General features: G+C 66.1%; 17 protein-coding genes. 5 read left to right on the top strand and 12 right to left on the bottom strand.

Features of this window, described 5'->3' with window-relative positions; all coding sequences use genetic code 11:
• Positions 1-133: 133 nt before the first annotated feature.
• A complete protein-coding gene (locus tag AB4879_RS24135; protein ID WP_102806420.1) occupies positions 134-322 on the top strand; it encodes a hypothetical protein in 189 nt (62 codons plus the stop codon).
• Positions 323-363: 41 nt separating this feature from the next.
• A complete protein-coding gene (locus AB4879_RS24140; RefSeq protein WP_370509601.1) occupies positions 364-1,218 on the top strand; it encodes a class I SAM-dependent methyltransferase in 855 nt (284 codons plus the stop codon).
• On the opposite strand, the gene AB4879_RS24145 is transcribed toward AB4879_RS24140, so the two are convergent.
• The 7 genes from AB4879_RS24145 to AB4879_RS24175 form a co-directional block, all read right to left on the bottom strand.
• The gene (locus tag AB4879_RS24145; RefSeq protein ID WP_370509602.1) at positions 1,207-1,896 is read right to left on the bottom strand and encodes an esterase; all 690 of its coding nucleotides are present in this window, start codon (positions 1,894-1,896) and stop codon (positions 1,207-1,209) included. The genes AB4879_RS24140 and AB4879_RS24145 overlap by 12 nt on opposite strands.
• Before the next feature lie 65 nt (positions 1,897-1,961).
• The gene (locus AB4879_RS24150) at positions 1,962-2,759 is read right to left on the bottom strand and encodes an ABC transporter permease subunit (RefSeq protein ID WP_370509603.1); all 798 of its coding nucleotides are present in this window, start codon (positions 2,757-2,759) and stop codon (positions 1,962-1,964) included.
• A 13-nt stretch (positions 2,760-2,772) separates the two neighbouring features.
• Entirely contained in the window at positions 2,773-3,663 is an 891-nt protein-coding gene (locus tag AB4879_RS24155; protein ID WP_370509604.1) for a 2-aminoethylphosphonate ABC transporter permease subunit, read from the bottom strand.
• A complete protein-coding gene (locus AB4879_RS24160) occupies positions 3,660-4,832 on the bottom strand; it encodes an ABC transporter ATP-binding protein (RefSeq protein WP_370509605.1) in 1,173 nt (390 codons plus the stop codon). The genes AB4879_RS24155 and AB4879_RS24160 overlap by 4 nt, the downstream gene beginning before the upstream one ends.
• 1 nt (position 4,833) lies before the next feature.
• Positions 4,834-5,880: a 2-aminoethylphosphonate ABC transporter substrate-binding protein gene (locus AB4879_RS24165; RefSeq protein ID WP_370509606.1), complete on the bottom strand. Its 1,047-nt coding sequence runs from the start codon at positions 5,878-5,880 to the stop codon at positions 4,834-4,836.
• Positions 5,880-6,581, bottom strand: a complete 702-nt coding sequence (locus tag AB4879_RS24170; protein ID WP_370509607.1) for a phosphonatase-like hydrolase — start codon at positions 6,579-6,581, stop codon at positions 5,880-5,882. The genes AB4879_RS24165 and AB4879_RS24170 overlap by 1 nt, the downstream gene beginning before the upstream one ends.
• Before the next feature lie 21 nt (positions 6,582-6,602).
• A complete protein-coding gene (locus AB4879_RS24175; RefSeq protein ID WP_370509608.1) occupies positions 6,603-7,718 on the bottom strand; it encodes a TIGR03364 family FAD-dependent oxidoreductase in 1,116 nt (371 codons plus the stop codon).
• A gap of 108 nt (positions 7,719-7,826) precedes the next feature.
• On the opposite strand from AB4879_RS24175, the gene AB4879_RS24180 reads away from it, so the two are divergent.
• Both AB4879_RS24180 and AB4879_RS24185 read left to right on the top strand, forming a co-directional pair.
• The gene (locus tag AB4879_RS24180; protein ID WP_370509609.1) at positions 7,827-8,360 is read left to right on the top strand and encodes an HD family phosphohydrolase; all 534 of its coding nucleotides are present in this window, start codon (positions 7,827-7,829) and stop codon (positions 8,358-8,360) included.
• Positions 8,357-9,052, top strand: a complete 696-nt coding sequence (locus AB4879_RS24185; protein WP_370509610.1) for a GntR family transcriptional regulator — start codon at positions 8,357-8,359, stop codon at positions 9,050-9,052. The genes AB4879_RS24180 and AB4879_RS24185 overlap by 4 nt, the downstream gene beginning before the upstream one ends.
• Positions 9,053-9,068: 16 nt before the next feature.
• On the opposite strand, the gene AB4879_RS24190 is transcribed toward AB4879_RS24185, so the two are convergent.
• The 5 genes from AB4879_RS24190 to AB4879_RS24210 all read right to left on the bottom strand — a co-directional run bounded on the left by AB4879_RS24190 (position 9,069) and on the right by AB4879_RS24210 (position 13,986).
• A complete protein-coding gene (locus AB4879_RS24190) occupies positions 9,069-10,484 on the bottom strand; it encodes an NCS2 family permease (protein ID WP_102806410.1) in 1,416 nt (471 codons plus the stop codon).
• Positions 10,485-10,511: 27 nt separating this feature from the next.
• The gene (locus AB4879_RS24195; protein WP_370509611.1) at positions 10,512-10,973 is read right to left on the bottom strand and encodes a hypothetical protein; all 462 of its coding nucleotides are present in this window, start codon (positions 10,971-10,973) and stop codon (positions 10,512-10,514) included.
• A 16-nt stretch (positions 10,974-10,989) separates the two neighbouring features.
• Positions 10,990-11,658, bottom strand: a complete 669-nt coding sequence (locus AB4879_RS24200) for a hypothetical protein (protein ID WP_370509612.1) — start codon at positions 11,656-11,658, stop codon at positions 10,990-10,992.
• 245 nt (positions 11,659-11,903) lie between these two features.
• Positions 11,904-12,989 (bottom strand): dihydrodipicolinate reductase, encoded by a 1,086-nt coding sequence (locus AB4879_RS24205; protein ID WP_370509613.1) that lies wholly within the window; start codon positions 12,987-12,989, stop codon positions 11,904-11,906.
• Positions 12,976-13,986, bottom strand: coding sequence for a Rieske 2Fe-2S domain-containing protein (locus AB4879_RS24210; RefSeq protein WP_370509614.1), 1,011 nt, complete (start codon positions 13,984-13,986; stop codon positions 12,976-12,978). The genes AB4879_RS24205 and AB4879_RS24210 overlap by 14 nt, the downstream gene beginning before the upstream one ends.
• Before the next feature lie 59 nt (positions 13,987-14,045).
• Between AB4879_RS24210 and AB4879_RS24215 the strand changes: the two genes are divergently transcribed.
• On the top strand, positions 14,046-14,660 hold the full coding sequence (locus tag AB4879_RS24215) for a TetR family transcriptional regulator (RefSeq protein WP_102806407.1): 615 nt from the start codon (positions 14,046-14,048) through the stop codon (positions 14,658-14,660).
• Positions 14,661-14,733 lie beyond the last annotated feature (73 nt).

A 14,733-nucleotide genomic window follows, 5' to 3' on the forward strand; every position in this document is an offset into this window, starting at 1 on the left:
CATGGCAGCCCGACGTCCCCCGATTGGTGGACACCGGATTCATCCTCTGCATCGGCCGACCGACCGATGCCGTCGACGCTCGCGAACCAGCAGAGTCATGGCAACGACGACAACACCGAATTGGAGGTCAGCCATGAAGGCTCGAATCTCGCGTTGGCTGGAGCGGGTGGGCAACAGCCTCGGCGGCGCGGATGCGCTGACTCCGATCGATCCCTATTACGGCGCGACCTGGACCGGTCGGGTGCCCGCCATGGTGGAAGGGCGCGCCGTGAACGCCGGCCGGCTGCCGATGATCGCGGCCGCGCACCTGCCGGTGTTCTGAGCCCGCGGTCTGGGACCCCGCGGTCTGGGACACTGTCGCCCATGGACTCGCTCGTCTCGAACGTCTCCGACACCGCCCGCTGGGTGACCGCGCACCGGGCGAAGGAATCGGCGCGGCCCGACGCGCTGTTCCGCGATCCGCTGGCCGAACGGCTGGCGGGGCAACAGGGCCACGCCATCATCGCCGCCGCGCCGCGCAGCATTCGCGACGGCTGGTGGCTGGTCGCCCGCACCAAGATCATCGACGACCTCATTGCGCAGGCCATCAGCCAAGGGTGCGACAGAGTGCTGAACCTGGCGGCCGGTCTCGACACCCGGCCTTACCGGCTGGACCTGCCGGCCGGGCTGGAGTGGGTCGAAGCCGACCTTCCGGCCCTGGTCGCCGAGAAAGAGCAACTGCTGGCCGATCAGACCCCGCGCTGCCGGCTGTCGCGCCACGCCGTAGACCTGGCCGATCCGCGCGCCCGGAACGCGTTTCTCGACGAGGCTCTCGCCGGGGCGACGAAAGCCTTCGTGCTGACCGAGGGCCTGCTGATGTATCTGGACGAAGCCGATGTCACCGGGCTGTCCGCGGCTTTCAAGCGCCCCGAGATTGCTTGGTGGACATTCGATTTCGGATCCGGCGGGATCAAGAAGACGATGAACGACAAGACCGACGGCATGATGCGCAACGCGCCGATCAAGTTCGCCCCACCTAACGGGCTGGCGTTCTTCGAAAACCTGGGCTGGTCGGTCGTTTCCGCGGAATCACTGTTGACGGCGGCCCGCCGGTTGCGGCGGTTGCCGCTGCTGCTTCGGCTCGCGGCCCGCCTACCGCAGCCCGATCCGCGCAACCCGGGCGACAAGATGTGGAGCGCGGCAGTGTGTGTCACGCCGCGGGCGCGCTCAGGCCAATAACGGATCGATCGCCGAGCGCGGAACCAGCACCTGGGTGGCGCCCGCCGACTCGGGCAGCAGCTGGCCCTGGCTGAAGAAGAAGATCACGCCGTCGTTGGTGATCGCGAAGTCCTGGTAACTCGCGGGGTCCATCCCCGTCACCGGATCGACCGTGATCGGCTGGCCGGCCTGTTTCTGCAGTTCGGCGACGACGATCGGATACACCACCGGCAAGGGGTCGGCGTCCGGGCGCCACAGCGTGTCGTAGGTGATCGGCGTGCCGGAGGCCTGATCCCAGTTGAACGCTTTGAACGATGTGCCGGGGTGTGCGCCGCCGATGTTCTCGTAGTTCTGCAGCACCAGGGACTCACTGGTTCGCGGCGGGACCGTCGAGGTGTACGAGGTTGCGGTGATGTCGAGCTCGAACGGCACGTCGCCCGGATTGGACGCCTTGGCCACGTTGAGGAAGCCGTCGCGAGTCCGGCTGATGTAGTCGGCGACGGGCTTGAGGTCCGGGTAGCGGCTGGGGAAGCTGATCTTGACCTGGTATGCCGGGGCGGATTGCTGGATATCGCACGTCTGCCCGTTGTCGACGCCCTTGAGATCACCGCAATAGTTCGTGGGCGCGGCCGCGGCGATGCCGGGGGCGCCCGTGATCGCGGCGGCCGCGATCAGCGTGGCCAGGGTCGCCTTGCGCATGTCGGGGTCCTTCCGTCGTGTCGACCCAGACTAGGACATGGCGTCGCGGCCAACGGGCAAGCGGTCTAGCGGAGGGCAGCACGGCCTCGGATGCGCCCGAGGACCACCAGCACCAGCAGCGTGACGAGAAGCAACAGTGTGGTGCTGGCCGCCGCCTGAAACGCCTGACCGCGATCAGTGAGCCCGAAGATGGTCACCGGCAGGGTTTTCCATGTTGCGGGATACACCATCACCGTGGCACCCAGCTCGCCCATCGACAGTGCCACGGCCAGCCCGGCGGCCGCGCCGAGCGCGGGCAACAGAAGCGGAAGGGTGACCCGTAGGAGCACTCGGGCCGGGCCGGCACCCAGCGACTCCGCGACCTGCCGGTAGGCCGGGTCCAACCGATTCAGCGCAGCCGACACCGCACTGAAGGCGAACGCGAGCACCAGCACGAAGTGGGCGAGGATGACGATCCACCGGGTGCCCCCCAGAAGGACTGGACGGCTGTTGAAGGCGATCAAGAGCCCCAGTCCGATTGCGACCGACGGCACCGCGATCGGCAGATGGAATACGGCATCGGTCAATCGGCCCAGCCAGCGGGGCGCATCCTGGACCGCGATCGCGGCCCAGGTTCCGAACACGAGCGCGAGGCCGCCGGCCAGGACCGCGGTCTGCACGCTGACGGAAAGGCTGGCGAGATTCTCGCCGGAGAGCGCCGGTCCGAATCTGGCGAACCCGACGTTCGACGGCAGCGGACCGTTCCACGCGCCGGAGAGTCCGGCGATCACCACGGTTCCCAGGGGGGCGACGAACACCACCAGCACCACCACAGCGAAGACGGTCAACACTATGACCCGACTACGCCTGCCCCACAGCAACATCCGGCTAATCCCCTCAGGCCCGGCCGACGGAGACGCGGGTGAAGACGGCCCGGTAGCCGGCATACAGGGCCAGGGACAGCGCGATCTGGACTGTCGCGATCACCGCCGCGCCGGGCAGGTCGAACGTCACAATTCCCCGGGTGTAGATCAGCACCGGCAGTGTGATCACACCCTTCGCGCCGGTGAACAGGACGATCCCGAATTCGTTGAGTGTCAACAGCAACACCAGGCTGCCGCCGGCCATCAGAGCCGGCCACGCTTCGGGCATGATCACCGACCACAGCACCCGCAGGGGAGACGCACCCAGACTCGCCGCAACGTCGAGTTGCTGCCGGGGGAGAAGCGCGAAAGCCGCCAACAGCGGGCGGATGACGAACGGAGTGAAGAAGGTGACCTCGGCAGCAATCACGCCCGCCGGGGTGTACAAGAAATTGAGCGCCGGCGAGGAGCTTCCGCCGACGGTGGAGATCAATGCATTGACCGCGCCCGCGCTGCCGTAGATGAACGTGAAAGCGAGCGTGATCAGAAACGATGGCAGTGCGAGGACCGAGTCGATGAGTCGGCCGACCACCGATGATCCCCGAAATGGCATGAATGCCAACACGACTGCCAGAAATGTCCCCAGAACCAGACAGCCGGTTGTCGACGTCACCGCGATCGCCACGGTGCGCCACAGGGCAGACCGAAAAGCCGGCGAACTCAACACCGATTCCCACGTGTCGGTACCGAGGCCGTCGCCGCGAACTTTGGCCGATTCCAGGCACACTCGCAACAACGGGTAGACCGCGACGAGCAACACGATGAGCAGCGGCGGCAGTGTCCACCACACTTGCCTGCGGCCGCGGCCCGGTCGGCCGGTGGGTGCCGCCTCGGTCGGTGCGGGCTGGTCGAGAAGTGCCGTCATCGACCCACCTGGACGAGCACGCCCGCCGGTTGCGGAAAACGCACACCGACCTCGGTGCCCACCGGGTAGCCGGTGTGTCCGGGCGCGTCCACCTCGATGAGGCGGTCGGTCATCCCTGCCACCGACAACACCACACGCGTCGTCGCACCCCGCCACACCGACGCGTTGACGGTGGCACGCAGTGCTTCCGGATGGCCCAACCCCACGACTTGCAGCGCATGCGGCCGAATGCACAGCAGCGCCTGCGCGCCGGGCGCCCAATCGACCTTCCCAACGGCGGGCTGCGGCGCCTCGGCGCTGACGGTCTTGTGTGCGACACTCACCAGCGCGGAGGTGCCGATGACGCGCCCGATGGTGCACGGGATCAGGTTGGCCCCGCCGAGAAAGGCCGCCGTGAAACTCGTCGGCGGGCGCGTCCACAGGTTCTGGGCGGTATCGACATCCATCAGCCGCGCGTCGTTCATCACAACCACGCGATCGGCCAGTGCCAGCGCCTCGGCCTGGTCATGGGTGACGTACAGCATCGCGGTGTCCGGCAGTGCCTCTTTGAGTTGCTGCAATTCCGCCAGCATCGACTGACGAAGCCGCGCATCCAGGGCGGCCAGCGGCTCGTCGAGCAGAAGCACCTTGGGGCGGATCGCCAATGCACGTGCGATCGCCACCCGCTGCTGCTGTCCACCGGAAAGTTCACGCGGCAAACGCTTTCCGAATGACGCCATACCCACCATGTCGAGTGCTTCGGCGACGCGCGGACCGATCTCCCGGCGGGCGACCCGGTGGGACTTCAATCCGAAGGCGACGTTGTCGGCGACCCGCATGTGCGGAAACAATGCGTACGACTGCAGCACGACCCCGATCCCGCGCTTCGACGGCGGCAGATCGGTGACATCACGTCCGCTGAGCCGGACCCGACCGGACGTCGGCCGGACGAATCCGGCGAGTGCGTTCAGCGCGGTCGACTTGCCCGACCCGCTGGGGCCCAACAGCGCGACGGTTTCACCGACGGCGACTCTGAGGTTGAAGTCGATCAGCGCGTCGGTCCGCTTCTTGCCACGCCGGTAGCTCACCCCCACCCGATCGAAGGTGATGGCCGGGGCCGCGTCGGATACCGCCGGTGCCGACCGGCTGGTCGAGGTGGCCTGAGATGAGCCGACGGCGATCTCGCTCACCTCAGTTCCCGGTGGCCTTCTGATAGGCGGCGACATCGGCGTCGAGGTCGGTGAGCACCGCGTTCCAGTCCGGCGACCAGACCTGCACACCGTTGAGCAGGCCGGTGGGTGTGGTGGTATCCGGCGAGCCGGCCGACGCCGAGACCACGGCATCCTTGACCGGGATGCCCAAAGCATCTGTGGCAACTGTCTTTTGCACCTCATCGGACAGCAGGAAGCCCAACAACTTCTTGGCCGCGTCTACATGCGGTGCACCCTTGGTGACACCTGCGACATAGGGCAGCGCGACCGTGGTTCGGGTGTGGTCGGCCATCTCGGGGAAGAAAATGACGAACTTCGAGCCGTCGTCTTTGATCGAGCCCAGATTCATCTGAACGTCACCGTTGGCCACCAGCAGTTCGCCGTTGCTCACCTTGGGCTGCAATTTTCCGGTGGACGACGACGGTCCGACGTTGTTGGCCTGCAGCTTGCCCAGGTAGTCCAGCGCGCCTGGCGTGCCCATCAGATGCTGCAGCAGAACGAGCACCGCGGTACCGTCGCCGGCCTGCCCGGGGGTCGAATACTGCACCTTCCCCTTGAATTCCGGCTTCAGTAGGTCATCCCAGCTGACCGGCATCGGGTTCGCGCCGGGATTGGCAATGAAGCTCAGCGCATTGTTGACGATCGCCACGTACTTGCCGTCGGGGCCGACAAGGTCCGGCGAGATGCCGGTCGTATCGGCGGCACCGGCCTGCAGCAGACCGGACTTGTCCGCTTTCTGAATGAACGGCGGCAGAGTGACCAACAAGTCAGCCTGCGGATTGGATTGCTCTTTCTCCACCCGCGATACCACCTCGCCGGAACCCGCTTCGACGACGTTGACGTTGATCCCGGTGTCCTTGGTGAATTTGGCGAACTGACCCTTGTACCAGTTACCCAGGCCGTCCGCGCTGTAGACAGTCAGCGTCGTGCCGCCGCCGGAGCTCGACGTGCCGGTACCGCCGCACGCGCTGAGTAGTGTCGCGACGAGGGCGACGCTGGCCACCGCCGTCCAATTTCGAATCTTCATCAGTACCTTCCGGTTACGCGGGTTTGGGTGATCAGGTCGGCGAATTCGGTCACGGTCGACACGATGTGGGTGGCCCCGGCGTCCCGCAGTTGCGCGGCGTTGTGCGCGCCGGTGAGCGTGCCGGCCGCGACTGCGCAGCCGGCGCGTAGCGCGCTGTGGATGTCGCTGCTGGTGTCTCCCAGCGCCGCGACGTTGCCGACCCCGTCGACCTGCAGACGCATCAGCGTGGTCAGGATCAGGTCGGGGTAAGGCCGGCCGCGAACGTCGTCGCCGGGCGCCAGTGTCAGATCGGCCAGCGACTGCCAGCCGAGCGCGGCCAGCAGCTTGTCCTGGGTGGCGGCGCTGAATCCGGTGGTCAATGCGACCTTCACGCCGGCCTGCCGCAAGGCGGTGATGGCGTCGGCCGCCCCCGGAATCGGCCGGGCGTTGCCGGTGTCGATCAGTTCGTCGTAGGCCTGCTCGAAGGCTTGATTGGCCCGCTGTGCCAGCTCTTCTGTTCCGAACAAAGCGCGGAAGACGGCGATCTTCGACTGGCCCATGGTGTCGAGCACATAGCGGCGCGCGCGTTCGCGTTCTTCGCCACTCGGTGGCAGGCCCGCTGCGGTGGCGGCAGCCTCGAAGGCCTCCACCACCAGGCCGTCGTCGGCTACCGTGGTGCCGGCCATATCGATGACTGCGAGTTGAATAGCGTTGTTCGCCATGATGTTTTCCTCGGTTTCCGTTCAGAGCCCGATCAGTTCTGCGGTGTGTTCGGCGATCGCGGGCGCCAGCGTCATCCCGCGGCCTCCGGGCCCGGTGATCACCCAGTTGCCGTCGCCGATCGCGCGCCGACACACCAGTTCGCCCGGGTCGACGCACTGGCTGTACACCCCGGCCCACCGTTGGCGAACCGGCGGCAAGCGCCGTCCCAGAAGCTCTTCGACCAACTCCACGAGATACGAGTAGGGCGCCTCGTGTACATCGAAGCCGAACGGCTCGGTGTATTCGTGGGTGTCGCCGATCGTGAGTCCGCCGTGGAGTCGCTGCACGCACAACAGTTGCATCCGGTCAGCTTCTGCAATGGGATGCTGAGGCTCGTTGTCCCGCAATCTGTTCAGTGCGGTCCCGGCGAAAGCCGGGTAGTACCGAAAGCTGTCGCCGTCGGCAATCGCGGTGCTCAGCGGTTCGCCGAGTGGCTCGGTCTGCATCATCTGTAGCCGCACCCGCCGCACCGGAAGATCTCCGGCGAGTTCGCGAGTGAGCCCGCCATGCGCCGCGCCGGGGCACAGCAGTACGACATCGCCCTCGTGATGGCGGCCATGGTCGTCGCGCACGGCGTGACGCTCGACCGATCGGGCTTCAGTGCCCGGAAAGAACAGGTACCGACCGCTGTTTGCCAGATGTGCGCGGATGGCGGGCAAGGCTTGCCGTGATTCCACGGCGGCATCGCGTGAACAATGGAGTCCGGCAAGGAAGTTGCCACGCAACGCGGGGTTGAGTGCACGCACCTCGGTGGGTTCCAGCAAGCGGAAGCCGCGGCGGGCGGCGTCGGGACGGCGGCTCACCTCCTCGGCGACGGCCACCTCTCGGGCGGTGCGCAGCAGCGTCAGCGACCCCGCGGGACGAAAGCCCACGCCGGGGACTCGCTCGCCGATCTTCTCCCACAATTCGCGAGCCCGCAGGGCGGCGTCGAGTTCGCACTCCGCGCGTCCGGAGACCCAGACCAGTCCGAAGTTGCGCACGGTGGCGCCGCGTGCTTCGACCTCTCGTTCCAGATGGACGACGGTGTGCCCGCGTTCGACGGCCTCCCACGCATGGGCGGTTCCCAGCACGCCGCCACCGACAATGGTCACCCGCATGGATAGAGGCTCTACGCCCCGAGCATCGGCGGACCTACGGTGCGGTTCCGCGCACCTGAACAGAAGTCAAACGATTGGTATAGACCAATTCGCGTTATCCTGTCAGCCATGGCCCTCACCGAGGTGCTGGCGGAGACGTCAGCCTTACTCAGGTCGCTGCGTGACGTGTGGGACGAAGACTGTGTCGACGAACTCGACCACGCGATGCAGGCCGCGGCCCGCGCCGTCGACGACGGCGCCGACGACGAACTGGTGCTGGCTGCCGCCCTGCACGATCTGGCGCACAGCCCGCTGTACGTCGGTCCCGACCGAGATCGCCACGACGTCGCCGCACGCAACTGGCTGACCCCGCGCTACGGCAGCCGCGTGGGATGGCTCGCGGGTGCTCATGTGATGGCCAAGCGCTACCTGGCCGCCACCGACCCGGCCTATGCCGAAGCGCTGTCACCGCGGTCGGTGCTGTCGCTGCGGCAGCAGGGTGGCCCAGCCGTCGATGACGAAATATCCTGGCACCCTTGGTGGTCCGACGGGCTGCGGCTACGGCGCTACGACGACGCCGCGAAAGTTCCCGGGGCGCCGGCGTTGAGCATCGCCGATGTCCTGGACATCGCTGAGCGAGTACTCAGACGCCGCACGACATGAGCAAGGTGCATCTGGTCCGCAGCGGCCTCGTCGAACTCTTGGCGGACTTGCAGGAGGGAGACGCCGTACCCGCCGAGCGGGACCTGGCGGTGCGATTTGGTGTCGCGCGTGACACGGTGCGGCAAGCGTTGCACGAGTTGCTCCTGGAGGGCCGTATCCAGCGTCGTGGCCGCGGTACCGTGGTCGCGAAGCCGAAACTCACACAACCACTTTCGCTGCAGTCGTACACCGAGGGCGCCGACCGGATGGGGCGCAAGCCGGGCCGCATCCTGGTCACGTGGGAGGACGTCGAGGCCACCGCCGAGCTGTCGGCCGGACTCGATGTCGAACTCGGGGAGCCGGTGATGCACCTCGAGCGTGTGTTGTTGGCCGACAACGAGCGAATCGGACTGGAGAGCACCTACCTGCCCCTGTCCCGGTTCGGCACGTTCTATCAAACCTTCGATGCGGAGACGTCGTTGTACGCGGCGATCCGTGCGACGGGGGTCCGGTTCGCCTCGGCCGTGGAGCGCATCGAGACCATCCTGCCCACTCCGCGGGAGGCGGGTCTGCTGATGACGACCACCGCCATGCCGATGTTGCATCTGCACCGTCGCTCACTGGACGTCCACGGAAGGCCCATCGAGGTGGTCCGCGCGCTGTACCGCGGCGACCGTGTGGCCTTCCAGACGATGCTCGTCGACGATGCGTGAGTCAGCCTGTGCCGGGCTAGGACACGCCGAGCAGTGACTCGATCCCGCTGCGGGCGAAGTACAGGACGAACCCGGCCGCGACGATCCACAGCAGCGGGCTGATCTCGCGGGCCTTGCCGGCGGCGGAGCGCACCACCACCCACGTCACGAACCCGACGCCGATGCCGTTGGCGATGGAATAGCTGAACGGCATCACCGCGACCGTGAGGACGACCGGTAGCGCCACCGAGAATTCCGAGACATCGACATGGCGCAGTTGGGAGAACATCATCGTCCCGACGATCACCAGCGCGGCCGCGGCGACTTCGGTCGGAACGATCTGGGCCAGCGGCCCGACGAACATCGCGGCCAGGAACAGCGCGCCGGTGACGAGGTTGGCCAGCCCGGTCTTGGCGCCCTCCTCGATGCCGGCCCCCGATTCGATGAACACCGTGTTCGACGAGGCCGACGTCGCGCCGCCGACGACTGCGCCGGCGCCTTCCACGACCAGAGCCGAACGCAGCCGTGGGAAGTTGCCCCGGTCATCGGCCAGTCCGGCTTCCCGGGACAGTCCGGTGAAGGTGCCCATCGCGTCGAAGAAGTTCGCGAACACCAGCGTGAAGACCAGCATCGTGGCGGCCAGGACGCCGATCCGCCCGAAACTGTCGAAACTGAAGGCGCCCACCAGAGATAGGTCGGGAAGCGCGAACGGGGACCCCGACAAGGTCGGCACGGACAGGGTCCAGCCCCCGTGGTTTTTGGTCGCGGGGCCGAGATGCCAGATCGCTTCGATGATGACCGCGACGACGGTGCCGGCCACGAGTCCCAGCAGGATTCCGCCCCGGACCTTGCGCACCACGAGTGCGCCGGTCAGTAGCAGTGTGAAGATGAACACCACCGTGGGCACGGTACTGATCGAGCCATGTCCGCCACCGCCCAAACCAACAGGGGGAGAGGGCAATCCGGTCGAGGAGATGAAGCCGGCGTCGACCAGGCCGATGAACATGATGAACAGGCCGATGCCGGCGGTGATCGCCAGCTTGAGCGGCATGGGCACCGCGTCGAACACGAGCCGGCGCAGCCCGGTGACGGCTAGCGCGACGATGACGAGGCCGTTGACGACCACCAGGCCCATCGCTTCCGGCCAGGTGACAGTACCGACCACGGTGGTGGCCAGGAACGAGTTGATGCCCAGCCCGGCGGCGAACGCGAACGGAAGCCGGGCGAACACGCCGAACAGAATCGTCATCACCCCGGCGGCCAGCGAGGTGGTGGCCGAAACCTGCGCGAAGCCGAGTTTGTGTCCGGTCACGTCGGCGGCCCCGGACAGGATGATCGGGTTCAGCACGACGATGTAGGCCATCGCGATGAACGTGACCAGGCCGCCGCGAACCTCGGCGCCGATCGTCGACCCGCGGGCCGTGATCTCGAAGAAGCGGTCGAGACGATTCACGCTTCGCACCCTAAGCGACGAGGTGGGTCAGGCCGGTGTTGCGGTGACCGGGATGGTGACCGTGCCTTGGCAGGCGCCGCTTTCGATGGTGGTCTGGAATGTGCCCGCCAGCGATCCGTCGGATTGCGGGGTATAGGTCGTCACCGAATGCGCCGGGTCGTAGGTGATTGTGCCGTCCGGCAGTGTGCAGTCCCATCGCCAGCTGTTCGACCTCGACCATTGCGAGCCCGTCCAGACGAAACTGGTCGATTGCGCGGCGTTGTCCTTGGGCGTCGGGCCGTCGATGACCGAGGCGGTACAGATGTCGGCCGAACAGTCCGTGTTGATCTTGTACGAGGCGGTGTAGGGCGTTTCCTGTTGTGTCGCCGCTTTCGACGTGCCCGACTTCTGATCGGTGTGGAAGGTGATCTTGTACCAACCACCCCAGAACACCTCGTCGGCGTGCGCGACCGGCGCGGCGATCAGCACAAGAGCGGCGCTCGACGCCACACCAAAAACCTTGAAGTCAGCCAAAATAACTCTCGTCACCGGTGGGATAGCCGCCACCGTTCGTGGCGATGTGAACGTGAGTGTAGTGGTTGGCGTCGTTTCCGCCGAGATCCGGCATGAGGGACGGTTTGCCGCCGTGGTCGTAGATGATGCGGCGCCAGATCACGTGATTCAACGACAGCCGGTCTGCGTTGGCCAGGGCGAATGCCGCGATCCGGTTGCCGAGTTCCTTGCCTTCCGGCGTCTGCCAATTCGGGATCATCACGTCGATGGCCAAGCCCATCGGATGCCACTTCAACGAGTCGGCTCGTACGCCGCCGATGTTGTGGATCTCCGGGAAGTAGGCGCTGATGAGGCGTTCGGCCAGGACCGTTTTGAGCTGCAGCCCCTGTTCGATTCCGACGCCCGCGGGTAGTGCGTGCAGGGGCGTGCGGTTGACCGCACTTCTGCTGGCCACCAACTCGGCCTGCGTCATGACGACGTAGTGCGCACCGATCGGTGCGGCGGCCAGATCCATCGGCGCCGCGGCGACCAATTCGGCACAGCACTCGACGGTGCCCGACGTCATTTTGGCGGGGCCGGAACCGGTGCTGCCGGACAGCACGGCGGCCAACGGGAGAGCGGCCAGCGCGACCACGGCGACCGACCATCGGCGCCGGGGCCTGGCTAACCGGTGCTTTCCCACGGACGGCACTTTACCTGGACAGTTCCGGCGCCCATACACCGTTCGCTATCTTCTGGACTGGTGTCCAGGACCGTTGAGAGGCTCTGAACCGTTGCTGTCGAACCGGGGTGCCGACCAGCGGAAAACGCGCCGAGACCGCGGCAAAGTGCACCCTGACGTCGGTGTTCATCTTCTGTTCACCAAACCGAATCCGGACCGATACTTCTCCGTTTACCGTTCGCTCGATCGCCGTCAGACTGCGGCTTTTACTTCTTGAACCGGCCCGCGAATCCACGCAGCGGCAGGTCCGCGCTCGTGATCAGCCCGGGTGCGGCGGCCACCACCGCGGGGATGGCGTTGAGCGCCGGCAACCCCGTGACGGTCATGCCGATGGACGCGAACGACTCCACGTCGGACAGGTCGACGCCCGGCTTCGGAAAGATCATGTGCTTGTTGTAGACGTACGGGTCGCCGGCGATCTGGGTGATGTAGCACCCCTTGATGTCCCAGCTCGGATCGGTGTGCGGTGTCATCTGCCACTCGAGATGCGTCTCGACCCGCGGCACACCGTCGACCATGCCCTGGTACTTGAGGTAATTGCCGCCGAGTGAGCCCTTGGGCAGCTGGTACCAGCCGAGGTCGACGTCCTTGGTGCACGCGCCCAGTTCATAGGTGAACGTCACCTCGTCGAGTTCGAGGTCGAAGCAGTCGGCCATCATCAGCACGCTGTCGGCGAAGACCCGGGTGTACTTCTCGAGCATGCCGGGCAGCGCCGGGTCGTCGACGGGCAGACCGTAGCCGACCTCTTTCCAGGTGTCGGCCGAGTGGTGGCACGACACGTCGACCGATTCGATGGTGGTGACGTTCTCGATCTCCGCGACGTCGGAGGAGCAGACGACACCGAGGATCTGGTTGACGCCGGGATTCATGCCGGTGCCATAGAAGCTGGAGCCGCCCTTCTCGCAGGCCTCGTGCAGAAGCTGCGACACCTTCTTGCCGGAGTGGTGCGGGTGATTGGTGTCGCGATGCCAGCCGGTGATCCAGTCCGCGGTCGTGACGATGTTGATGCCCGACTCGAGCACCTTCACATAGAGGTCCTCATCGGGGAAGACCCCGTGGAAGGTCAGCACATCGGGCTTGGCGGCGATGATCTCGTCGACGGATCCTGTTGCGGTGACACCGATCGGCGCGATTCCGGCGATTTCACCGGCGTCGCGGCCGATCTTCTCCGGGGAGTAGCAGTGCAGGCCGACCAGCTCCAGGCCGCGATGCTCACCGATGCGCTTGATCATCTCGGTGCCGACGTTTCCGGTCGCCACCTGGAATACCCGGATCGGGCTATTGGCTGACATTCGCAGGTTCTCCTTGGTGGTCGGAAACATAGAACTGGTTGGCCCACTTACGAATTGCGGTGAAGCCGTCGAACTCGGTGGTGGCCAGCGCAGGGCGGTGGGTGTAGCGCTGGTGCTGCCAGATCTCGATGTCGGCGGCGAACTGGTCGATCACGTCCTGGGCGAACGCCTGCGCCTTGGCTTCGGCTTTGGCGCTGTCGTCGCCGGGCTTGCGGCCGATGTAGACCATGAACCGGACATCGGAGGTGTTCTCGTCGACCGGGGTGACCGCGGAGATGGTGCGGTTGTCGATCATGCCCCAGCTCTTGGTGACCGCGACGCCGAGTCCGCCGTTGATCGCCTCGACACCGCTGTTGATGTCGTCGATGATCTGGCCCTCGTCGCCCTCGAAGGTGATGGTGAAATCCACGTAGGACACCGGCTCGTCGAAGTCGTGCCGGGTGAACAGCGGCACGATGGGAGTCTGGTGCACGAACTTGAAATGTGCGAAATCCACCCCGTTTTCGAGCACGTATTGCGGATGAAGCTCAAGCTGTGGCCGGTACAGCCGGGCCTGCGGGTAATAGTCGGCGGCGGTCTTGTCGTCCCCGAAGTCGGCGAAGATGTCCGGCGCGTCGAAGTACGGCGACCTACCTTCGATGTCGTGCCAGATGTACACCGAGGAATTTCGCTCCACCACCGGGTAGGTGGGGATCCGGCGGCCGCGATTTGGCCTGTCCTGGTAGGGAATACAGACGTTGCGTCCCTCGTGGTTCCATTGCCAGCCGTGGAACGGGCATTGGATGACCTCGCCGACCACCTGGCCGCCGTATCCGAGGTGAGCGCCGAGATGTTCGCAGTAGGCATCCATCACGGTCAATGCTCCCGACTGTGCGCGCCAAGCGACCATGTCGGTGTCGAAATACTTCATGCGGTGGACGTCGCCGACCGCGATCTCGTCGGACCACGCCACCTGGAACCAGCCGGTGGGCTTCATCGACAGGGACGGTTTCGCCACGCTGGCGAGTCTAGAAAGAGATCATAGAAGTGTCAATGAATCTGGGTTAGGCTTTCGGCGTGGCCGAGGCGGACAGTGCGCGACGACGGCCGAACCGGCGCGGTTCGGCCACCCGCGAGAGCCTGCTCGAGGCGGCGTTGACCGCGCTCGCATCCGGTCAGCCCGGTGCGGTGTCGGCCAATCGGATCGCGAAAGACGCCGGCGCCACCTGGGGCACCGTGCAATACCAATTCGGTGATACCGACGGCTTTTGGGCAGCGGTACTGCGTTACACGGCCGAGCGGCGGGCCAACATCTTCACCCCGCCGGATACGTCGGCGAGCCTGCGTGAGCGGGTGGCCGGCATCATCGACACGCTCTATGACGGGTTGACGAACCGCGACTCGCGCGCGATCGAGAACCTGCGGGCCGCGCTGCCGAGGGAGCATGCCGACCTCGAGCGGCTCTACCCGCAGACCGCTGCCGAACTGTTCTCTTGGGGGCAGGGCTGGCAGGAGACCTGCCAGAAGGCGTTCGCGGACCTGCACGTCGACCCGCAGCGCATCCGGGAGATGGCCTGGCTGATTCCCGGCGCGATGCGCGGGATCGCCTCCGAGAAGCAGCTCGGCAGCTACGGCGATCTCGACGCGGCCCGTCGCGGACTGACCAACGCGATCGTCGCCTACTTGAAGTAGGTTTCCGCGCCGAGATCGACGAAATGTCGCGCGCTACTCGATCTTTCCCGGCGAAATGTCGGTTTGGGCGGAG

Source organism: Mycobacterium sp. SA01 (assembly GCF_041287105.1).
Classification (GTDB): domain Bacteria; phylum Actinomycetota; class Actinomycetes; order Mycobacteriales; family Mycobacteriaceae; genus Mycobacterium.